Annotated in this window: 19 protein-coding genes and 7 pseudogenes; 14 read left to right on the forward strand and 12 right to left on the reverse strand. The window is 69.1% G+C overall.

Annotated features, from left to right (window positions below; genetic code table 11):
• Positions 1-257 precede the first annotated feature (257 nt).
• Entirely contained in the window at positions 258-1,082 is an 825-nt protein-coding gene (locus ACPT94_RS40780) for an IS5 family transposase (RefSeq protein WP_425246310.1), read from the forward strand.
• 37 nt (positions 1,083-1,119) lie between these two features.
• Here ACPT94_RS40780 and ACPT94_RS40785 read toward each other — a convergent pair whose 3' ends face one another.
• From ACPT94_RS40785 to ACPT94_RS40805, 5 genes and pseudogenes are all read right to left on the reverse strand, one after another.
• Positions 1,120-1,503, reverse strand: a complete 384-nt coding sequence (locus ACPT94_RS40785; protein WP_425248057.1) for an SMI1/KNR4 family protein — start codon at positions 1,501-1,503, stop codon at positions 1,120-1,122.
• Positions 1,504-1,754: 251 nt separating this feature from the next.
• A complete protein-coding gene (locus ACPT94_RS40790; RefSeq protein ID WP_360349585.1) occupies positions 1,755-2,342 on the reverse strand; it encodes a 3'-5' exonuclease in 588 nt (195 codons plus the stop codon).
• A gap of 123 nt (positions 2,343-2,465) precedes the next feature.
• Positions 2,466-3,080 (reverse strand): hypothetical protein, encoded by a 615-nt coding sequence (locus tag ACPT94_RS40795; RefSeq protein ID WP_425248067.1) that lies wholly within the window; start codon positions 3,078-3,080, stop codon positions 2,466-2,468.
• 855 nt (positions 3,081-3,935) lie between these two features.
• Positions 3,936-5,684: pseudogene (locus tag ACPT94_RS40800) on the reverse strand (RICIN domain-containing protein); the annotation flags it as partial.
• Positions 5,685-5,978: 294 nt separating this feature from the next.
• Positions 5,979-6,239: a hypothetical protein gene (locus ACPT94_RS40805; protein ID WP_425248058.1), complete on the reverse strand. Its 261-nt coding sequence runs from the start codon at positions 6,237-6,239 to the stop codon at positions 5,979-5,981.
• Between the two features lie 86 nt (positions 6,240-6,325).
• Between ACPT94_RS40805 and ACPT94_RS40810 the strand changes: the two genes are divergently transcribed.
• From ACPT94_RS40810 to ACPT94_RS40825, 4 genes and pseudogenes are all read left to right on the forward strand, one after another.
• Positions 6,326-6,532: a hypothetical protein gene (locus ACPT94_RS40810; protein ID WP_425248059.1), complete on the forward strand. Its 207-nt coding sequence runs from the start codon at positions 6,326-6,328 to the stop codon at positions 6,530-6,532.
• A 101-nt stretch (positions 6,533-6,633) separates the two neighbouring features.
• A pseudogene (locus ACPT94_RS40815) lies at positions 6,634-6,843 on the forward strand (aquaporin family protein); the annotation flags it as partial.
• 68 nt (positions 6,844-6,911) lie between these two features.
• Positions 6,912-7,417 (forward strand): annotated as a pseudogene (locus ACPT94_RS40820) (SDR family oxidoreductase); the annotation flags it as partial.
• Positions 7,418-7,439: 22 nt separating this feature from the next.
• Positions 7,440-8,501, forward strand: coding sequence for a sugar ABC transporter substrate-binding protein (locus ACPT94_RS40825; protein WP_425248060.1), 1,062 nt, complete (start codon positions 7,440-7,442; stop codon positions 8,499-8,501).
• A 26-nt stretch (positions 8,502-8,527) separates the two neighbouring features.
• Here the strand turns inward: ACPT94_RS40825 and ACPT94_RS40830 are convergent, their stop codons facing one another.
• Complete coding sequence (locus ACPT94_RS40830; RefSeq protein WP_360349596.1) at positions 8,528-9,106, reverse strand: TetR/AcrR family transcriptional regulator; 579 nt, start codon at positions 9,104-9,106, stop codon at positions 8,528-8,530.
• 90 nt (positions 9,107-9,196) lie between these two features.
• Between ACPT94_RS40830 and ACPT94_RS40835 the strand changes: the two genes are divergently transcribed.
• On the forward strand, positions 9,197-9,643 hold the full coding sequence (locus ACPT94_RS40835; protein WP_425248061.1) for an anthrone oxygenase family protein: 447 nt from the start codon (positions 9,197-9,199) through the stop codon (positions 9,641-9,643).
• On the opposite strand, the pseudogene ACPT94_RS40840 reads toward ACPT94_RS40835, so the two are convergent.
• The 5 genes and pseudogenes from ACPT94_RS40840 to ACPT94_RS40860 form a co-directional block, all read right to left on the reverse strand.
• Positions 9,615-9,774 (reverse strand): annotated as a pseudogene (locus tag ACPT94_RS40840) (IS5/IS1182 family transposase); the annotation flags it as partial. The gene ACPT94_RS40835 and the pseudogene ACPT94_RS40840 sit on opposite strands and share 29 nt — an antisense overlap.
• Positions 9,775-9,834: 60 nt before the next feature.
• Positions 9,835-10,422 (reverse strand): Imm21 family immunity protein, encoded by a 588-nt coding sequence (locus ACPT94_RS40845; protein ID WP_425248062.1) that lies wholly within the window; start codon positions 10,420-10,422, stop codon positions 9,835-9,837.
• A 120-nt stretch (positions 10,423-10,542) separates the two neighbouring features.
• A complete protein-coding gene (locus tag ACPT94_RS40850) occupies positions 10,543-11,010 on the reverse strand; it encodes a GNAT family N-acetyltransferase (protein ID WP_360349605.1) in 468 nt (155 codons plus the stop codon).
• Positions 11,011-11,122: 112 nt separating this feature from the next.
• A complete protein-coding gene (locus ACPT94_RS40855; protein WP_360349608.1) occupies positions 11,123-11,665 on the reverse strand; it encodes a GNAT family N-acetyltransferase in 543 nt (180 codons plus the stop codon).
• 96 nt (positions 11,666-11,761) lie between these two features.
• A pseudogene (locus ACPT94_RS40860) lies at positions 11,762-13,495 on the reverse strand (non-ribosomal peptide synthetase).
• On the opposite strand from ACPT94_RS40860, the gene ACPT94_RS40865 reads away from it, so the two are divergent.
• The 8 genes and pseudogenes from ACPT94_RS40865 (at position 13,400) to ACPT94_RS40900 (ending at position 20,193) form a co-directional block, all read left to right on the forward strand.
• Complete coding sequence (locus ACPT94_RS40865; protein WP_425248063.1) at positions 13,400-14,407, forward strand: aminotransferase class III-fold pyridoxal phosphate-dependent enzyme; 1,008 nt, start codon at positions 13,400-13,402, stop codon at positions 14,405-14,407. The pseudogene ACPT94_RS40860 and the gene ACPT94_RS40865 overlap by 96 nt on opposite strands.
• Before the next feature lie 27 nt (positions 14,408-14,434).
• A pseudogene (locus ACPT94_RS40870) lies at positions 14,435-15,185 on the forward strand (NAD(P)/FAD-dependent oxidoreductase); the annotation flags it as partial.
• A 397-nt stretch (positions 15,186-15,582) separates the two neighbouring features.
• Positions 15,583-16,200, forward strand: coding sequence for a DsbA family protein (locus ACPT94_RS40875; RefSeq protein WP_425248064.1), 618 nt, complete (start codon positions 15,583-15,585; stop codon positions 16,198-16,200).
• A gap of 38 nt (positions 16,201-16,238) precedes the next feature.
• Positions 16,239-17,045, forward strand: a complete 807-nt coding sequence (locus ACPT94_RS40880; protein WP_360349614.1) for an MBL fold metallo-hydrolase — start codon at positions 16,239-16,241, stop codon at positions 17,043-17,045.
• A 2-nt stretch (positions 17,046-17,047) separates the two neighbouring features.
• Positions 17,048-17,467 (forward strand): nuclear transport factor 2 family protein, encoded by a 420-nt coding sequence (locus ACPT94_RS40885; RefSeq protein WP_425248065.1) that lies wholly within the window; start codon positions 17,048-17,050, stop codon positions 17,465-17,467.
• 41 nt (positions 17,468-17,508) lie between these two features.
• Positions 17,509-17,889, forward strand: coding sequence for a nuclear transport factor 2 family protein (locus tag ACPT94_RS40890; protein ID WP_360349620.1), 381 nt, complete (start codon positions 17,509-17,511; stop codon positions 17,887-17,889).
• 377 nt (positions 17,890-18,266) lie between these two features.
• The gene (locus tag ACPT94_RS40895) at positions 18,267-19,406 is read left to right on the forward strand and encodes an ABC transporter substrate-binding protein (RefSeq protein ID WP_360349623.1); all 1,140 of its coding nucleotides are present in this window, start codon (positions 18,267-18,269) and stop codon (positions 19,404-19,406) included.
• Between the two features lie 457 nt (positions 19,407-19,863).
• Positions 19,864-20,193: an LLM class flavin-dependent oxidoreductase gene (locus ACPT94_RS40900; protein WP_360349626.1), complete on the forward strand. Its 330-nt coding sequence runs from the start codon at positions 19,864-19,866 to the stop codon at positions 20,191-20,193.
• Here ACPT94_RS40900 and ACPT94_RS40905 read toward each other — a convergent pair.
• Positions 20,087-20,944: pseudogene (locus ACPT94_RS40905) on the reverse strand (alpha/beta hydrolase). The gene ACPT94_RS40900 and the pseudogene ACPT94_RS40905 sit on opposite strands and share 107 nt — an antisense overlap.
• Between the last annotated feature and the right edge of the window lie 70 nt (positions 20,945-21,014).

Genomic DNA, 21,014 nt, shown 5'->3' on the forward strand with positions numbered 1-21,014 from the left:
AGTGAGCGTTTGGTTCGCTTGTCGGATAGTTCATGGCGAATTTCAGGGGCCAGGCCGAGCGCCCAACCAAGCGATCCGTCGGGAAAGTCGCTTCTGCGGCAATCAGCAAAGCCGCAATGCGCCGGTTTCCTTACGAGAGCTCCTGTCTGGTTTAGAAAGCTACCGGTTCACGCGGGATTGAAAACGCACGCCCCGATGCACCCGACACCCCCGCACACGCCCTGCTCAGACCAGCTGCCACCGCATACGCAAGCATCATGCAGCCCCCACGGCCCTACCCCAGCGACCTGTCCGACGCCCGGTGGGAACTCATCCGGCCCACCCTCGAAGCCTGGCGTCAGGCCCGCAACGGCATCCGCAAACCCACCCACGACCTGCGCGCCCTGATGAACGCCATCCTCTACGTCGACCGCACCGGCATCCCCTGGCGCTACCTGCCCCACGACTTCCCGCCCCACCAGACCGTCTACGGCTACTTCGCCCACTGGGAAGCCGACGGTATCTTCGACCAGCTCACCGGCCTCTTACGCGGCAAAGTCCGCCAGGCCGAAGGCCGCTCAAGCGAACCCAGCGCCTGCCTGATCGACAGCCAGAGCATCAAAACCTCCGCCACCGTCCACCTGACCAGCCAAGGCGTCGACCCGGCCAAGAAAATCATCGGACGCAAACGGCACATCGTCACCGACACACTCGGCCTCCTCCTGGCCGTCGCCGTCACCGCCGCCAGCGTCCACGACTCCGCCGCCGGCACCCAGCTCCTCACCGACATCGCCGCACGCCACCCCACCATCACCAAAGCCTGGGCCGACAACGGCTACAAGACGAAAGCCGTCGAACACGCAGCCCACCTCGGCATCGACCTCGAAATCGTCCAACGCGACCCCACCGCCCGCGGCTTCCACGTCCAGCCCCGCCGCTGGGTCATCGAACGCACCCTCGGCTGGCTCATGCACCACCGCCGCCTCGCCCGCGACTACGAAACCCACCCCCACCGATCAGCCGCCATGATCCAACTGGCCGCCATCAACCTCATGACCCGCCGCCTCACCCACGAAGCCACCCCCAACTGGCGCGACACCTAAGCAAAATGAAACAGACAACCGAGAGCCAAACGCTCACTTAGCAGAAAAGGTCAGGACAGAGCGCTTCGATCCAGGACGCGAAGTCGACGGACTCGACTTCGAAGTCTTCATGACCCAGGTCGCCCAGGTCTGATGAGAACACGGCGGAGCCCGGACCGTCGGCACGCAGGAGGAACCCGCGGCCGCCACTGTTGTCGCCGACGAGAAGGAAACCCGGTGCGTACCGCGCGACTTCGTAGGTGGTGTTGCGTTCGCCGATGCACCCGGCTGAGTACACGGTCACACCAGCATCAGTCATCAAGCCGTCCGTCACCTTCCACAACGCCACCAGCGGAGCTGGAAGGTGCAGCGCAATCTCGGCCCGAGCTCGCGCCACATCAGCGGACGTGGCCGCCGCCGACCTGGGAACCGACTCTGTCATGTCGACGTCGCTCCTCCACCCCGCCGGACTCACAGCCCCGGAAGCCCGAAGCCTTGGCTGCCACAACAAGCACGGGAACGGACACTGCCACCAGGGCCGCTCTCAAGCAAGGCACTGCCGCCGCCAGGCCGTAGCCCCATCCTGATCACGGTCATCCTCGGTGAGTTCTGCACGCGCCACGCAGGCGTTCCACCAGCTTGGTCGAGTGGCCCGGTAACCCGACCTCCCACTTGGATTCAACGGAGCACTCTCTAGACGACTGTGGTCGTGACTGGCCATGCCCCACGGCCCAAGAGATCGAGGACGAGTGCGGCGATGTTCCACGCGTCGTCCTCGCCACGGTGATGGCGTCCCTCGAGCGGCAGTCCGGCGATCTGCAGGGCGTGGGCCATGCCGGGTTTCTTGCGCAGCCCGTAGGCCGCGGCGAATACAACCTTGGCGTTGGTGTGGGTGCGCTCCGTTGGATAGCCGAACGGGTAGGCCACCCCGTCGGCCTGACTCTGCCGAGCGAACTGCCGACGGTCGTACTCGCCCCAGCTCGCCCAGGGGCGCTCCCCAGCCTCGTACTCCTCGACGAGGATCCGGCAGGCCTCGGCGAAGGTGACGCCCCGTTCCACCTCGGCTTGAGTCAGTCCGGTCAGTTCGGTGCAGAAGTCGCTCACCGTCGACCGGGTGGGTCGGACCAAGACACGGTGCCGGGATACACGGCGCCGTGCCGCCACGTCCACGACGGTGAGACCGATCTCGATGATCTCGTTCACGGAGCCAGGCGGCGGCTGTCCGTCCCAGCAGGTGGCTTCCACATCGATGACGTTCAGCAGGGCGGATTCGTGGCGCATGGGGCCGAGGGTAGGGATGCGAGCCCGGACCCGGCACCCCAATTTCTCCATGTGCACGCGTCACCGCCAACAGCAACCTCTTCGAGTCGGACCTCATGCCTTGATCTGAACCAGGAACACCGCCTAGGAAGAACGCACGCTGGACATGTCCCCGCCGTCGCGGGTGTCACGGGCCTTGACGGCGGCGAGCCGGGCAGACCACTCGCGTTCGGCGATGACGAGGCCGTGCTCCAGCGTTTCGACGAGCACCGTCCGGCTCACCGACACCACCGTCGGCTCACGCCTGGCCTCGGTGCCCCAGGCGACACCGCCTTCATCGCGTACCCGGCAGGCGAGGTGCACCCGGTCCCCATCAGGGAACGCGAACGCTGTCACCTCGTCGGTGCACTCCCCCCACTCAAGAAACACACACTGTGCGAGTGCCGCCTCGGCCCCAGGCGCGGTCCCGGTACCGGCGTCGTCGTACATCCAGCTCTCGGCAATGCAAAAGGACTCAGACGGCGAGGTGAACCCCGCCGGCGGCGCAGTCGGCGTGCGAAAGCGACTGAGCTCGTCTTTGAGCTTCTTGACCAGTAGTGGCGGGTAGAACGCGTTGTCCCACGTGTTCACATGGAGCCCGCCGACGAAGACGTCGACGCACAGCAGTCCCGGGTCGTCCTCGACGTGGAACTCCAAACCGAATCCGGTCCGCGACCCGAACAACATGGCGACCTCCCCCAGCATGGGCGCTACGCCCATCACGACTCAACCCTACGAGGCCGCCCTCGGACGCGGTGCCGGGGCCGGCGCGGTACGCGCACACGGTCAGGCCGGCGTCGCCGGGCAGGGCCATCACCTCGTGCGCCAGTTCCAGCTCGCTGTATCCGGGATCCTGCCCGGATTTTGACAGGTCGCCGTCCGGCAGGCGCGAGGTGGCCGGTCATGACGCGGGCGATCCTGTGGTGCCGTTGGTCAGTACCGCTTGGACGATGCGGATGGCCTCGTTGGTGTCGATGCCGACGCTGCCGATGACGGCGGCGTACTCGGCGGCGCGCGGCGTGCCCGTTCGCGTCCCTTCTCGTCGGCCGCGGACACGAAAGAGCCGGCCGCTCCGAGGTCTCGATCAGCCCTGCCTCCTCAAGCTCCCTGGCAACACCGACGGTCGCCTCTCGGAGACGGTGATCTCGGCGATGCCGTGGTCCGCCCAGTGGTCCGGTCAAGGGCCAGGGCTGAGGTCCGACAAGTAGGCGCCTCAGCCCTGGCCCTGCAGACTTCAGATCAACGTTCGGTGGCAGTGGCCCGGATTCTGGCCGTGTCCCACGTCAACGGTGTGTCGTCGAACACCACGGCGATCTTCACCTGCCCGGCCGCGAGGGTCTTCGGAAGTGTCACGCTGCCCTTCTGTGCCTCGTCGAAGGGGACGGGACCGAGGTCCGTGACCTTCCCGTCGGCCGCGAACGCGTAGACATGGCCCGTCTTGTTCGCGTGCAGGGCCGTGCCCGCAGGATCCGACGCGGCGGCGTTCAGCGACACCGTGCCCTTCTTCCCGACGCTGCCCGCGATCAGACGCTTGGACCGCCTGTCCTTCGTCAGGTCCGCGGAGACCGGAGCCTGCTGGACGAGCTGCCACTCCTGCGAGCCGTCCCCGACCGCGTTCTGCAGGGTGAGCGGCGCCCCGTTGGACGCACCGGTCAAGTACACGTTGGTGTTCTTGGCTGCCTGGAACTTGTAGTACCCGTCAGCGGTCTTGACGAGGTTCCACAGACCCGCCGGCGTGTCGTCGGCCCACTGGCCTATCCGCTGGCCGACCGTCGGATTCGCCGTCCAGATGCCGGCGGCACGGCCACCGGACTTGTTCAGCAGCGTCAGGGCACCGTCGGCCTTGGTGACCAGGTGCCAGTACTGCGTGTCCTTGTTCGCTGCCGAGCCGGCGTCCTCCAGGCGGACGTCGGGGACGTCCCGGTTGCCGATGTTCGCGTCGTTGGTCTTGTTCCCGGTACCGATCACCTGGCCGGTCTTGCGGTTCACGAGCTGGTAGTAGGCCCCCTCGGAACGGCCGAAGTCGACCTCGGCATAGCGGAGCGTCGATGTGTCCTGGTGGTTGAGGATCGAGATGCGGCCGGTGCCCTCGACGTACTGCAGGTTGCGGGTGTAGCCGGCCCGCGAGGTCGTCTGGTACTCCTTCCACACGCCGTCGCTGCGTCCGCTCTCGTTGATCCAGACGTTGCCGCTGCTGGCGGCGTTGTAGGCGAGGCGTCCGTCGGGAAGCCTGATGATGACCGGGCTGCCGTTCGTCGCGAGAGGACGGGAACCTGCGTCGACCGGCAGTGAGGTGACCCCCGTGCCAATGGGGGAGCCGCGGTAGAACTTCAGTGGGTCGTCGGCGAGCACGTACCTGGTGTTGGTTCCGCCGCCCCAGTACTCGAAGGTGAGGAGCCACTTGCCGTCCGAGGTCGGGACGACGTTCGTCATGCCCGGCCGGCCGCCGCCGATCTCCGTCTTGCCGCCTCCCATGTCCTGGGTCAGACCCGCCACGTCGACGACGGGGTCGCTCCACTGCGGGCTGGCACCGTCCCAGGTCTTGTGGGCGAGGATCTGCCCGTGGGAATCCGGGGCGGTGTCGTTCGCGGGGTCCAGCGTCGGAACCCCGGTGACCGGGTCGAAGCCGATGTAGTCGTTCTCGTCGGAGTAGTAGCAGACGAGCCGGCCCTCGTGGACCATCAGGTACGGCTCCCACAGGGGGTCCACCTGCTTGTACGTGTTCGCGGCGGCGACGTTCCTGCCGATCGCGCCGGCGCTGCCGCCCTGCCAGCCGCCCGTCGCGATGACGTTGAGGACGTCCCACGTCACGCCTTCGTCGGTGCTGGAGAACAGGGCGATCGCCAGGTCACTGCGGTCTCCGTCGTTGGACGGCGTCCAGTTCGGGTCGGCCGCTTTGTGCTCGAGGTAGTAGTGGTCGTCGCCCGTCACGACGCTCGCGAGGAGCAGCGTGCCCTTCTTCAGGTTGCCGACGTCCTGCGGAAGCGTGTAGAGGTACGGAGCCCCCCAGTTGCTCGTGTACTTCGCGTACTTGGGGTCGTCGGAGAGATACGCCGGAGCCTTGACCTCGGACAGCGGCTGCCACGACGTTCCGTAGTCGTCGCTCTTGTAGACCGGCAGTGTCTCCCCGTCGGCGCTTCCCGTCTCCGGCACGACCGTGGCCTTCTCGAACGACGCGACGAGACGTCCGCTCGACAGCTGCGCCGACTTGACATAGATCGCGCAGTTGCCCCGGCCCTTCAGGCACGCTTCGTTCCCGAGCTGGTACATGACCCCGCCCGTCGGGTTGTACGCCTGGGCACTGGCCAGGGGTATCGCCAGCATCGCAGATGCTGCGGCGAAGGTTCCCAGCACCTTCGCCGACCTTCCTCTGTGCATAACCTCTCCTCTTCCGCGGCGGCGGGACCGGCACTCGGCCATCGACTCGCGACCGGACGGCTCCGTATGACCGCGCGGTCATAGGAAGTCTCGTATGACCGCGCGGTCAGGCGGAGTCTGTGGCGGCAACCATGCCGGAGTCAAGACTCATGTCACGTCTGGTGCGTGGAATGACGGTGAGTGATTGACGATTACGAAGATGAGCTTGCAGACTGTCTCGACACGGGCATGACTGCGCGGTCAGTCCCTGACTGGCTTCGTCCCGAGAGGGTGATTGTGAGGTGGTGTTCGTTTTTGGGCGAGCCTGAGGCGCGGCTGCTGATCGCGAGCCGGGGTGCGCACGTGAGCGCGGGCCAGGCCGTTGGCGGTAAAGCCGCTGTCCAGCCGCCGCTGGAAGGCGGCACGGACGGCCCGCTGCGCAGGGAACAGCACCAGGTCCGCGTCGATGAGCAGGAAGAACGCCGGGTGCGGGCCGGTGGCCGGCGTGAGGGTGCGGGGCATGGACGATGCGGGGCAGGGCAGGCAGCAGCGGGGAGGGCGCCCCTGCCGCCATTGGACCTGCGGGCGATCTTGCCCCCGGTTCGCTGGTGTGGGCACTCCTGGAGCGTTCCGCCGCCCGCCGCCTGGTGGAAGCCGTCACCCGCACTGAACTGGCCAGGGTGAGCGGTTCCATCGGCCGGACCGATGCACCGCGCATCCTCGCCGACCGGCTCGCCCGGCGCCTGGAAGACCAGATGCGGCTGGGCGGTCCGCTGGTCGGCCGTGGCCTGCCCCTGCGGCGGGACTCCAGCTGACGTGCGCTGTGACGAAGGCCTGCGGCTGGGCACCGGCGGATCATGTGAGCGGGTGCGGTGGCCGGACACGGTGGACCGGGCGGCAGATCGTTGAGGGGTACGCCTCGCGCCTGTGGCTGGGGGAGGCCCTGGCCACCGTCCGCCGGATCCTGCTGATCGTTGGCACGGCCCGCACCGAGCGCGCGCTTCACCCCGGCCACGGTCGCCTCCTACAGCGGCGCCGCCTACTGGTTCACCCGAGTACGTCGTTTGCCAATCCGGCGATGACCGTCGGGCGGGCCTTCACCGGCACCTCCGCCGGCATGGGGCCCCAGCGGGACGGTGACGTGGAGAACCGGGATCCGGCCGCTGGCCTAGTGTGGGAAACGGAGGCGATCGCATGAATGCGTCGGAGTTCGCCGGGCTGACGGCAGTCGCGACCGGTGGCGCATCCGGGATCGGACTGGCCGTGGCGCGGCTGCTCGCCACCCGCGGAGCCCGTGTCACCTACCTCGGCCTCAGGCCCGACGACGTGCCCGCACCTCTGGTCGGCGTACCGGACGACGTGGCCGACGACGTGACCGCACGGGCGCCGGCCAAGGGGGCGGCTCAGCGGCATCGACATCCTCGTCGACAACGCCGGGATCGGCGCTCAGCGTACCGTCGCGGTCGAGGACCACATCGACGACGAAAGGCGCCAGGTCTTCCAAGCCAACGTCTTTGGCGTCGTGTGAGGAGGCCGGACGCGCAGCCATCGACGCACGCCAGCCGATGGGCCGACCGGTCGCCGCCGACGAGGTCGCCGCCATCGCGTGCCTCGCGAGCCCGTCCTCCGGTTCCACCACCGGCACCGATCTCGCCGTCGACGGCGGCACGCACGGACTAGGGAGCTGCCCACGCGTGAAACCGTCCGAAAGGAGAACCAGCCGTGAAAGCCACATGGCTCAGATATTCCTGGCTGGGCGTCGTCACCGCCCTCGCCGTCACCGCGCTCAGCGCCTGCGGCGACTCCGGTGCCAACTCGGACGGTGCCCTGGTGGTGGGCGTCGACTACCCGCGTTCCGACACCGACTTCTGGCAGTCGTACATCAAATACACCCCACAGTTCGCCAAGGAGTTGGGCCTGGAACTGGAGACCACCAACTCGCACAACGATGTCGGCGAACTCGCCACCAACACACAGATTCTCATCATCCGCGGGGTGAAGGGCGTCGCGATGGCCCCGCAGAACACCGCCGCGATTCCGCCCATCCTGCAGCAGCTGGCCGCGCAGAAGATCCCCGTGGTCACCCTGGACACCCGTCCCGACACCGGCGACGTCTACATGGTGGTGCGTGCCGACAATCGCGCGTACGGAGAGAAAGCCTGCCGGTTCCTCGGCACCAAGCTCGGCGGCGAGGGCAAGGTCGTCATGCTCCAGGGCGACCTTGCCTCGATCAATAGCAGGGACCGCACCGAGGGGTTCAACGAGTGCATGAAGGAGAACTATCCCAAGATCAAGGTCTTCGGTGAGGCGACGAACTGGGACGGGGCGGTCGCGGCGCAGAAGCTGCAGGCGGATCTCACCGCCCACCCTGACATCAAGGGCGTCTACATGCAGGCCAGCTTCGCGTACTCCGGCACCCTGCAGGTGCTCAAGCGACAGGGTCTGCTGGTCGGCCCAAAGGACAAAAAGCACGTGTTCGTGGTCTCCAATGACGGCACTCCCAGGGAGCTCAGGGGCATCGCCGAGGGCAAGATCGACGCCACGGTCTCCCAGCCCGCCGACCTCTACGCCAAGTACGCCCTCTACTACCTGAAGGCGGCGATCGAGGGCAAGACGTTCAAGCCCGGCAGGACCGACCACGACAGCACGATCGTCAAGGTTCGCGACGGTTTGCTGGAGGACCGGCTCTCCGCACCGCTGGTGACTGCCGACGGCGGCACCTACGGCGGGGTGGCCAGCCTCAGGAGCGACGACACGTCGCTCTGGGGCAACGACCCTGGCTGACCGGAAGGCGATACACGCGATGTGTGTCAGACCACGGCGAGCCGGTCCACCAGCAGCTCCACCCTCGGCTCGATGTCCTCCGGCGGCAGCCGTCCCGCTCGAGTCAGGGTGGCCAGCCCGTGCAGGGACGCCCAGAACACCTCGGTGAACAGCCCCGGGTGGACGCCGTCCCCGGCGACCTCTTCCAGGCTCTCCAGCAGGGCGGCGAAGGCGTCCTTCAGAGGTTGTGGGGTGTCCTCGTTCGCGAAGGCCAGGCCGCCGTCGAGCTGGAACAGGGCGTCGTAGACCGCCGGGTTGCGTGCGGCGAAGTCGAGGTAGGTGCGGGCGAGGGCGGTGACCCGCGTGCGGGGGCCGTCTGCGGCGGAGGTCGCGGCCCGCAGCGCCGCGGCCATCTCGGTGGCGCCTTCGAGGGCGACGGCGCCGATGATCTCCCGCTTGCCGCGGAAGTGGCTGTAGAGGACGGGCTGGCTGTATTCGATGCGCTCGGCGAGCCGGCGGGTGGTGACCGCGTCCCAGCCCTGCTGCTCGGCGAGTTCGCGGGCCGTTGCCACGATGAGGCGTTCGCGCTCCGCCCGTTCGCGCTGCTTGCGTTCCTGTACCGACATGACTCGATCCTAGCATCGCTAGACAGGCGAGCGGCAGCAGCGCTAGCGTTGCCTCGTCGGCTAGCGACACTAGATTTCAGGAGGGGCATCATGCTCAACGCACTCGAGGTGTTCACCACCGTGGTCGTCGGCGTGATGGTGGGGGTGGAGTTCTCCGTCGCCTTCCTCATCAACCGGATCCTCAACGCACTCCCCGAAGACAGTGGCCAACTCGGCCGCGCCCACGGAGGCCGGATGCTCGGCGCCGTGATGCCGGTCTGGTACATCACCTCGCTCCTCCTCGTCGCGGTCTGGGCCATCGCCGGATGGCACCACCACGGCACCGGCCTCGTCGTCACCGCCGGCGCGCTGCTGGCCCTCAGCGTGATCATGTCGATTCTGCTGCTCGTCCCGATCAACAACCGGGGCAAGACGTGGACCCCCGAGAACCGGCCCGAGGACTGGAAGGAGCAGATGAACCGCTGGGACCGCTTCCACTACGTCCGCGTCACCGTCATCATCGCCGCCTTCGCCCTGCTGGCCGCCGCCCTCGCCTGAGCTTGTTGATCAGGCGCTCGACGGTGTTCCTCTCCTTGCAGAACTCGGCGTCGTGGCCGACGGGGCGTCCCCCTTCGCAAGCCCTTCGTCTTCCGATTGGCGGCCTGGTCCCGTTTCTCCGGGATGCAGGCCAACCTCCAGGAATGTCGCCAGGAACTGGCACGGTCCTTGAGGGCAAAACCGAGCTGGTCTCATGGTTCGGTATGCAGGAGCTGGACCAGGCCGACCCACGTGTGCTCGTCGGCCTCGGTATGAACGGCGCGGACCTTCCAGGTGCCGGCGGGCAAGGGAACGGATGCTGAATCGGGCAGCCCGCCTCCTGGGTACTCGACGTCCAGATCGGCGCCGGCACTCACCGAGTCCATGAGCACCGCGGGGCCATTCGTCGTCCAGGTGCCGCAGTCCTCCCAGGCGATAGCGGGGCTCGTGAGGACGCGCTCGGCCACGGCGACCAACTCGGCTTCGGACGAGGCCGCAAGCCATCGCAAGAAGGCACGGTGCTCCGGGAGGTAGCAGGTGGTGGCAGGCTCGTCTCCCAGAATCAGAGCCTCGGCCCCCTCGCCTCTCATGGCGACCGCCTCGGCCAGTCCCTCCACCTCGCAGGCCCGGTCATAGTCGTCCGGAGTGTCCGTGCCGCCGACGAGCATCCCCGATTCGGTGCAACCACCCCATTCAGCCAGCGCGGAAAGGGGCACGACCACAAGCGGCCCGCCCATCGACTCCACCCAGGTGCGGGTGTACTCGGCTGAACCGGCGGCATCGGACGACAACGCGTTCATGGCGTCAGTGTGCACTCAGCCTCTGACAAGGCCTCGTCCGCCCCATGAGCCCAGAGCCCCGATCACCCCGGCAACTAACGGCCTGGGCAGCGATGACCAGTGACGGCTGGTTGGTCAGGGTTACGAGACGTTGAGCGGCAGATCCCGGTGGAAGACGGCCATGGCCCGGCCGGGGCCGTTGTAGTCATCGACGATCTTCGTGTTGAAGCCGAGACTGCGGTGAAAGGCGATTGAGCCGGCGTTCTCGACTGACGTGATCGCCTTCAACCGCCGTGCACCGTGACGTTCCGCTGCTTCGGCGAACGCCGTGTACAGACGACGCCCGAGGCCGGTGCCACGGGCGTCGTCCCGTGTGGCGATCAGATGCACGTACCCGGTGCCGTCTGGGGTCACGAACCCGAAGATGTACCCACGGATTCCGTCCTCGGCTCGGGCGACCAGGCAGGTGGAGCCGAACTCCTGCACCAGTGCGAGAAGGTGTAGCGACCGAAGGTCGCGTTCGCCCCAGTAACGGGGGTGATCAGTCAGGACCTGATGGAAGTCGGGCACCCCGGCCGTCGCGATGTGTATGTCCATGGTGACGATCATGGCAGGCGCCTCGGCCGTCACAGGGGAAGGTCCGCACGGAGCCATCGAGCCGTGGTCATCAGGCACGACGAACTCGTGGTTTGCTACGAGGCCACTGTCCTCGTTGTCGCCTTCAACGAGTGGTGGTGGCGTACTGGTCCGAGGACAACTCGAACACCCGTACTCGCCGACCGCAGGTGGGATTGACGGTCTCACGGACCAGACGCATCCCCAGTTTGGTCATGATCCGTTCGGAGGCGTCGTTGCCCACTTGAGCGATGCTGACGATCCGCTCCAACCCTCGCTCTTCGAACCCGAACCGGACAGCGGCCGCAGCGGCTTCGGTTGCCAAGCCCTGGCCCCAGTGGAAACGTCCCAGCCGCCAGCCGACCTCAACCGCCGGCAGTACCTCCGGCAAGAAGTCGGGCACCGAGAGGCCGGTGAACCCGGCCAACTCGCCAGTGGACCGGAGCTCCACGGCGAACAGGCCGAAGCCCTGTGACTCCCACTCGTTCTCCCATGCCTGGACCCCGCTGCGAGTCTGCTGTTCGTCACGGACGCTGCCGTCACGGATCCACCGCATGACCTCGGGGTCGGCATTGACGGCAGCCATGGGCGCGACGTCTTCCTCGCGCCAGCGACGCAGGATCAAACGAGGAGTCTCAAGCGTGACCATTCAATCATTTTGGATCACAAATGGCTCTCCGTCATCCTCACCAGGCACTTTCGATAGACGTCCCAGCTAAGCCGGCAGTGCTCGGCGGCAGTGTCGTCAGCTGACCGACGACGCGAGGCTCACGGCGGTCTCGCGGACGGTCGGATGGCGGTACAGCTCCCGCAGCCGCAGCGAGGGCAGGCCACGCGCGCGCAGTGCGGCGCCGATGCGGACGGCGAACAGGGAGTTGCCGCCCGCCCAGTTCGAAGAAGTCGTCGTCCAGGCCGACCGGCACGCCCAGCATCTCGGTCCAGATGTCCCGCCACTGATCGGTGAGGTCGTCACCGACGGAGACCGGAGCGGTGTCCCGGGCCGGAGCGGTGGGCGCCGGGGTGGGGAGCCGTGCCGTGTCGAGTTTGCCGTTGGCCGTCAGCGGGAGTGTGTCCAGGGCGGTGACCGTGGCGGGGAGCATGTAGTCGGGCAGGATGCCCGCGGCTCGTTTGCGGACGGCGGCGGGGTCGCCGCCGGAGGAGAGGACCACGTAGGCGTCGATCCGGGCGGTGGCGGCGTCGGCCGGGTCGTCGCGACGGACCACTACGGCCGCCGTCCGCACGTCAGGGTCCTCCAGCAGGATCGCGCGGATCTCCTCCAGCTCGATCCGGAAGCCGCGGATCTTGACCTGGCTGTCGATCCGCCCGAGGTGTTCGAGGCGGCCGTCCGGGCGGAGGCGCCCCAGGTCGCCGCTGCGGTACATGGTTCCGCCGGTGACGGGGTCGGGAACGAATCGACGGGCGGTCAGTTCTTCCTGGCCGAGGTAGCCGAGCCGCCCCCGGCGCCGCCGACGCAGATCTCGCCCGCCACCCCGGGCGGCAGCAGCCGGCCGGCCGGGTCCGTCACGTACAGGTGCCAGCCGGGCAGCGCACGCCCGACGGAGCGGGTGGCGGCGAGTGCCAGTCGCCGGGTGAGGGTCTGCTCGGTCACGTGGACCGTCGTCTCGGTGATGCCGAACATGTTCACCAGCCGGCAGACCGACTCGGGGTGTCGGTCGAACCAGGGCAGCAGCATGCGCGCGTCGAGTGGTTCGCCGCCGAAGACGACCAGCCGGACCGCGATCCCGGTGTGGTCCACGTCCAGCAGTTGCGCGAAGGCCGACGGGGTCTGGCTGAGCACGGTGACGTTCTCGGACACCAGGAGGTCGCGGAAGCGGTCGGGTTCCCGGGAGACGAAGTACGGCACCACGACCAGCCGTCCGCCGGTCAGCAGACAGCCCCAGATCTCCCACACGGAGAAGTCGAAGGCGCTGGAGTGGAACCAGGTCCACACGTCGTCGGTCCCGAACCCGTACTCGTCGCGGGTCGCGTCGATCAGGGCGATCACGTTGCGGTGCGGCACCTCGACGCCCTTGGGGCGACCGGTGGAGCCGGAGGTGTAGATGACGTAGGCGGCGGCGTCCGGCGCGACGGCGGTCCGCGGCCCCGGGGCTTCGCCGTGTTCCGTGGCCGTACCGAGCAGTTCGTCCGGCGTCACTGGCAGGTAGCCGGCGACGTCCGGGAATTCGGGCAGCCGGGTGATCACCAGGCCCAGGCTCGCGTCCCGCGCCGTGTGGGCGATGCGCTCCGCCGGGTAGGCGGGGTCGACGGGCACGTAGGTCGCGCCGGCCTTCAGTACGGCGAGCAGGGTGACGACGAGTTCGGCGGTGCGCTCCAGGCACACCCCCACCCGGCCGCCGGACCTGACACCGCGCCGGCGCAGGCCGTGCGCCGGCAGGGTGGACCGCTCGTCGAGCTCGCGGTACGTCAGGCCCGCGACGCCCTCGGTCACGGCGGTCCGGTCCGGTGTCGCCGCCGCGATCCGCGCGAACGCCTCGGGCACCGTCGACGGGCTGGTGACCAGGGCGCGGGAAGGGCGGCCGAGTGCGTCACGATCCTCCCGTACGGCGACGCCGCGGGCCCGTCCGGTACCGACCCCGTCGCCGCCCTGGAGGCGGCCCTCGACCAGGACACCGGCACGGGCCCGCCCGCCGCGATCCTCCTGGAGACGGTCCAGGGAGAGGGCGGACTCCACACGGCACCTCGTCCCTGGCTGGCCCGGATCCGCGAACTCGCCGACGCCACCGGCACGTTGGTGATCGTGGACGACATCCAGGCAGGCTGCGGACGCACCGGCACCTTCTTCAGCTTCGAGGACACCCCCGAACTCCGCCCCGACCTCGTGTGCCTGTCGAAGTCCCTCAGCGGCATGGGCCTGCCGATGGCGGCCCTGCTGATCCGCCCCGAGACCGACCGGTGGGCGCCCGGCGAACACAACGGCACCTTCCGCGGCCACAACCTCGCCTTCGTGGCCGGCTCCGCGGCCCTCGACCACTGGACGGACCCGCACTTCACCGCCCACGCCGCCGAACTGGCCACCGCGATCCGCATCAGCCTCGCGAGCATCACCGACGCCCTCCCGGCCGGGGTCGCCGAAGCCGTCGGCAAGGGAGCGATGAGCGGACTCAGATTCACCGACGCCGCGACCGCCGCCGGGGTGCGGCAAGCGCTGTTCCGCGCCGGCGTCCTCGCCGAGACCTCGGGGCTCGGCCACGTACTGAAGCTCCTGCCACCGCTCACGATGTCACTCACCGACTGGAAGGAAGTAGCGGACATTCTCGGCGACACGGTTCTCACCACGGTGCTGGATGTCCCCGCACTCGCCCCACGGGCTCCGGCGGCACGCTACGGCTGCTCGCCGACGCCTCCGCCACCGACCGGACCCTGCGCCTGACGGACTCCTGACGACCCCGGGTTCACCATCGACACAACCCCGTTCAGCAAGGGCTACGAGGGCCGGATCACGGTGCTCGGTGACGAGCCGCGTGCCCCGTACGACCGGCCCCCTGTCCAAGCAGGTGCTCTCCGGTGCCTGGGAGCGGAGCCGGGCCGCGCTGCGCGCACAGGACGCACTGTCGGCGCTCGACGCCGAGTTCGCCCTCGGCGACCCGGCGGTCGCACTGAACGCCGCCGAGCGGACCGTCCGCACGGAATCCGGGCGGGAGCTGGGCGCGGACGCGATCGTCATCGCCACGGGGGTGCGCGCCCGGCTCCTGCCCGGTCAGCAGCACCTCACCGGCGTCCATGTGCTGCGCACCCTCGACGACTCGCTCGCCCTGCGCGCCGCCCTGCGCGCCGCCACCCGGCTCGTGGTCGTCGGCGAGGGCGTGCTCGGCTCGGAGACCGCGGCCACCGCACGGGGCCTGGGCCTCGACGTCACGCTCACCGGGCCCCTGTCGGCGCCGATGGCTCTGCAGGTCGGCCCGCTGGTCTCCGGCGTCCTGGCAGACCCGCACACCGAGCGCGGCGTCAAGCTCCGGCTCGGCACGGGTGTCGTCGGCCTCACCTCCGAGGACGGCCGGGTCACCGGCGTGCGGCTCGCCACGGACGAGGTGCTGCCGGCCGACGTGGTGGTCGTCGCGATCGGCGCGACACCGGCGACACAGTGGCTTCAGGACAGCGGACTGGAGCTGGACAACGGCGTGGTGTGCGACTCCCGGTGCCGGGCGGCGAACTCGGCCCGCGGCAGCCGCAAGCGGGAGCAGAGCGGTGCGGAGGATCCCGACGACCGGCGCGGGCGGCTGGTGCGCCTGACGCCGCTGGGTGAGGAGACGGCCGTACGAGCGTCGCGGGTCCATCTGGAAAACCTCCGGCGGTACTTCGCGCAGCCCCTCCCCGCAGCGGACCGCGCGCGATTCTGGAAGGACCTCCGCATCCTGAGCCACGCGGCCCGGGATGTGCTGCCCCGGCTGCCCTGATCTGCGGTTCGGCGGCAACGCTGATGTGATGACGTGGCCGCCCCGGTGTGGCTCAGGTCACACGAGCCGAAAAATATCTGACGAGTCAGCTATTGTTCGATCAGGTGAACCGCTCGCATCAGGCGAGCACGCCACCCTGCCGAGGTCTTCGATGAAGCTCATCTACGTCTTCGACGCCTACTGCGGCTGGTCGCACGGTTTCTCCGCGACCCTGCTCGAGGTAGTCGCCCGCCACCCGGAGCTGCCGGTCGAGGTCGTCTCCGGCGGCCTGTTCACCGGGCCGCGCAGAGTGCCGATCCGCGAGTTCGGTTACGTCCAGGGCGCGAACGCGAGCATCGCCGAGCAGACCGGTGCCACGTTCGGCGAGGCATACGAGAAGCTGATCGCCGACGGCTCGTTCGTGATGGACTCCGAGGCCGCCGCCCGTGGCGTCGCGTCCCTGCGTCACGCGGCGCCCGAGCGCGCGGCGGAACTCGCCGCGGCCCTCCAGCACGCCTTCTACGTCGACGGGCGCAGCCTGTCGGAAGCGGCCACCTACCGGGAGATCGCAGAGGCGGCCGGACTGGACGCGGACGCGGTGGTCACCGCTTTCGAAGGCCCCGAGGCGTCATCTGGGGCGGCGGACGACTTCCGCCGCGCGGCTGAACTGGGCGTCACCGGCTTTCCCACCCTGCTGGCTGTCGACGGAGACTCCGTCACCCCCGTGGCCCTTGGCCATGCCACGGCCGAAGAGATCGACCAGCGGCTCGCATCCCTTCGCCGTCCCTGAACCTCCCCGTCCCCGACCCACTCAGACAGGAGCCACATATGAGCACGCTCGACTTCAAGGTCCTCGATCTGGACTTCCCCGCCGGCAGCAAGAACAAGACCGCCACCCTCGTCACCGGCGAGACCGAGGCGCTGCTGGTGGACGCCGGCTTCACCCGCGCCGACGGCCACCGCCTGGCCGCCGAGATCCTCGACTCCGGCAAGCGGCTGACCACCGTCTTCATCAGCCACGCCGACCCCGACTTCTACTTCGGCGCCGAGGTGATCGCCGACGCCTTCCCCGAGGCCGTCTTCGTCGCCACCCCCATCGTCATCGACCACATCGCCCACTCCTACGAGGGCAAGCTCAAGGCGTGGGCGGCGCTCGGCCCCAACCTGCCCACCCGACTGGTCGAGCTGACCCCGCTGACCGGCGACCTCACCCTGGAAGGCCACACCTTCCAGCTCAGGGGCGGCCCGGCCGGCCTGCCCGACCGCCACTACCTGTGGCAGGCCGAGCAGCGCGCCCTGCTCGGCGGCGTCCTGCTCTTCCAGCAGGAACACGTCTGGGTCGCCGACACCCCCACCCCCGACGACCGCGCCGCCTGGATCGGCCTGCTCGACGAGATGGCCGCCCTGGACCCGCAGTTGGTCGTGCCCGGCCACCGGCTGCCCGACACCGCGGCCGACGCCTCCGCCATCACCGCCACCCGCGACTACCTGCTCGCCTTCGAGGAAGAGCTGGGCAAGGCCGCCGACGGCGCCGCGCTGACCGAGGCGCTGGTGGCCCGCTACCCCGACCACGGCATGCTGATCGCCGCCCAGATCGGGGCGAAGGTCGCCAAGGGCGAGATGAAGTGGGGCTGACCGTGAGCGATTCCACCGCATTCGCCACCTCTGCCGCTCCCGCCGACGTCGTACGCCGGCAGTACCTGGCCTCCGCGGCGGGTGACCTGGACGCCCTGCGGGCCACCCTCGCCCCGGACGTGGAGTGGACGGAGATGGCCGGTTTCCCCCTGGCCGGCACCTACCGCACCCCCGAGGGCGTGACCTCCAACGTCATGGAACAGCTCGGCAAGGACTGGGAGGGCTGGGCCGCGCACGACGACACCTACGTCGTCGACGGCGAGAACGTCGTCGTCCTGGCCCGCTACACCGCGACCAACAAGGCCACCGGCAAACCCATCGACGTACGCGTCGCCCACCACTTCATCGTCCGCGGCGGCCTCATCGTCCGCTTCGAACAGTTCGTCGACACCGCCCTCGTCCGCGACGCCATGACCGGCTGAACCCCCCCCGACCGAATCACCGCACGGCAGGAGAGATGCGCATGTCCGCAGCCGACAACAAGGCACTTGTCGTCGCCTTCTACGAGCAGGCCTTCAACGACTACCAGCCCGAGCAGGCCGCCACCGCGCACCTCGGCGACACCTACACCCAGCACAACCCCGAGGCGCAGGACGGCCCGCAGGCCTTCGTCGGCTACGTCCACTGGCTGCGCGGGCAGTTCCCCGACCTGCGCCTGGACATCAAGCGCACGATGGCCGAAGGGGACCTCGTGGTCACCCACAGCAACCTGCACCTCCAGCCCGGTGACCGCGGCATGGCCGTCGCCGACTTCTGGCGCGTCGCCGACGGCAAGATCGTCGAGCACTGGGACGTCATCCAGGAAGTCCCCGAGAAGAGCGCCAACGACAACACCATGTTCTGAGTTCCGCGTCCGCATGCGTGCCGGGACGAGTCGGCATCACGATTGGTGCGGCCCGCCGTCGGCCGCTGCACCATCCCGCCGCGTGTCGCGGTGCATGCCACGGCACGCGGCTTCCACGCTGCTCCCGCCGGCCTTCCGTTCCCTTGGTGTGTCCGCCGAGGAACACGGCGCTGCCGTCGGCCGCCCCCGGGGGAGCGGGGGGCTCGGGCCGCGCACCATGTGCGCATCCTCTCCGGCTACTCATCGCATCTGTCTCCAATGACCGGCTCGCGGCCGTCCTGAGCCGCGCTTCGCGCTGTCGGCATGGCGTCGCACCGGGCGCCGCCGCACCAGTGCTGTCACCCGAGTTCTGTTTCCCGTCAGAAAGGTTTCTGCACATGACCAGCCTCCCCAGCCGACGCCGTCTGCTCGTCACCGGCGCGGGTGCCGCGCTCGGCTTGGGCACGGCCGCCGCCGCAGCCTCTCCCGCCCCAGCGTCCACCAACGCGCGGAAGCCGGTGGGCGGCGAAGAGACCCGCACGCTCGACGAGCTCTACCAGGCCGCCCTCGCGGAGGGCGGAAAGCTCGTGATATACGCGGGCGGTGACATCTCGACGCAGGCCGACGGCCTGCGCAGCGGCTTCAAGAGCCGTTTTCCCGGGATCGATCTGACGGTTGTCGTCGACTACAGCAAGTACCACGACGTCCGGGTGGACAACCAGTTCGCCACCGACACCCTCGTGCCCGACGTCGTCCAACTGCAGACCGTCCAGGACTTCGTGCGCTGGAACGAGCAGGGGCGTCTGCTCGCGTACAAGCCGGCCGGATTCTCCAAGGTGTACGCCCCCTTCAAGGATCCGCACGGCGCCTGGGTCGCCGTGCAGGTGAGCGCCTTCAGCTTCATGTACGGCCCGGCGGCGGTCGGTTCGGACGTGCCCACGAGCCCGCTCGACCTCGTGGACGCCAAGTGGAAGGGAAGGATCGCCTCCTCCTATCCGCACGACGACGACGCGGTCCTCTACCTCTACACGCTCTACGTGCAGAAGTACGGCTGGGACTGGCTGGCGCGACTGGCCGCCCAGGACCTGCAGTTCGCCCGCGGCAGCTACACCCCCAGGGAGGCCGTCACCAGTGGACAGAAGGCCATCGGCGTCGGCGGCTCCGGCGCACCCCTGGCCTCCGGGCCCGTCAAGTGGGTGCTTCCCGACGGGGCGACGCCGTTCATGTCCTGGGGGCAGCGGGCCGCGATCCTGAGGCAGGCCAAGAACCCCACCGCGGCCAAGCTCTACCTCAACTGGCGGTTGTCCACCGGGGAACAGCAGGCCGCCACCAACGGCTGGTCGGTCCGCACGGACATCGTTCCGCCGGCGGGCCTGAAGCCCGTCTGGCAGTACCCGAACGGCAACCTCGACGGATTCCCCCGCTTCATGGCCGACCGCGCCGCGGTCGAGCGCTGGAAGCAGACGTTCGCTCTCTACTTCGGAGAGGTCAAGGGAGACCCGTCGCCGGGCTGGCTCGGACTGCACCCGGGCGCCTGACCCGGACTCCCGTCGCAGCTGGGCAGGCCGTCCTTTCGGCTGCGGGCTGCCTGCGCGGGCAGGTACCGGTTGCTCCGGCATCTCCCATCGCGACGACCACGGCGCGGCCGACCTGATGAGCCCACCGCGAGGGACAACCCGCATCGGACTCCGAGTCCGCGCTGCTGCCGCACCGCCCACGGAGCTCGGGCGCGGTTCAGCCGACCGTGGTCGAGGGACGTCCGCTGCGAAGGCGCGGGGCCGTCGGCCTATGCGGAGCCCGGGCCGGTTCGGGCGAGGCGGACCATGGCGCGGAAGAGGGCGGTGGGTGCCGGGGCTTCGGGCACCGCGGGAATCGGTGCGCCGGGGGCGGCGTAGGAGCGGAGCATGTGACCGACGAGACGGCGCCACGTGTCGGGAGCGTCATCGCCGGCGGCGGGCCATGCCCGCCATCAGCAACTGAAGCCAGGACCCGGCCATGACCTTCGAACTCGGCGTCTACTCCTTCGGCAACACCCCCCGCCTGCCCGACGGCAGCCGAGGTCCCACCGCCCAGGCCCTCCGCGACGTACTGGAGGCCATCAAGCTCGCCGACGAGGTGGGGCTCGACTACTTCGGGGTCGGCGAGCACCACATGCGGGCGATGCCGCTGTCCTCACCCACCTCCGTGGTCAACGCCGCCGCGGCCGCCACCCGCCGGATCAAGCTCGGCGGTGGAGGGCGAGTTCGGTGGGGACGTCGGCGTGGGCGAGGCGCTGGGCGTAGTCGATGTCGTCGTCACGGAGCGCGTCGTACTGGCAGGCGGTGAGGAATGCGGGCGGCAGCCCGGACAGGTCCTGGGCGCGGGCGGGTGCGGCGTAGGGGGAGACGTCGGTGGTGCCCCGACGGCCCTCGCCGAGGTAGCAGTCCCAACTGACCTCGGTGGCAAGGCTGTTCCACAGCGGGACGTCGTCGTAGTCCCGCATCGACGGCGTCTGGATGCGGTCGTCGAGTTCGGCGACCCCCAGGTACTGGAAGCAGAGCGCGGGTCCGCCGCGGTCCCGCGAGGAGGGTCACCACGGCGGCGAGGCCGCCCCCCCCGCGCTCTCCCCGGCGATGCCGAGCCGGTCGGGGTCGATGCCCAGTTCGCTCGCCGACTTCGCGGTCCACGTCAGGGCCGCGTAGCAGTCCTCCAGCCCGGCGGGGAAGGGGTTCTCCGGGGCGAGGCGGTACTCGACGGAGACCATGACCGTGCCGACCTCGGCGGCGATGCGGGTGGCCTGGCCGTCGAACTGCGCGACGCTGCCCATGATGAACCCGCCGCCGTGGAGGTACAGCAGGCCGGGCAGCAGGCCGTCGTGCTCGGCGGGCGCGTAGACGCGGACCATGACGTCGGGTGCGTCCTCGGGCCCGGGGACGGTGACGTCGATGGTGCTGATCGCGATGTCCGGCGCGTAGGACGGCAGTCCGTCGCGGACGACTGCCTCACCCGTGGTGCGCCGTTCACGGAAATCCGCGAACGGCCCGTTCGGAAGCATCTCGAGCCAGGGGGTGATCTCGGGGTCGTATGCGTAGGTCATGAAGTCTCCTCGGCAGGCGGGGGCGAGGGTGGCGGCGACCTTGTTTCGAACGTGCTGGCGTTTCGGAGCG

It is taken from the genome of Streptomyces aurantiaciflavus (assembly GCF_049808595.1).
GTDB lineage: Bacteria > Actinomycetota > Actinomycetes > Streptomycetales > Streptomycetaceae > Streptomyces.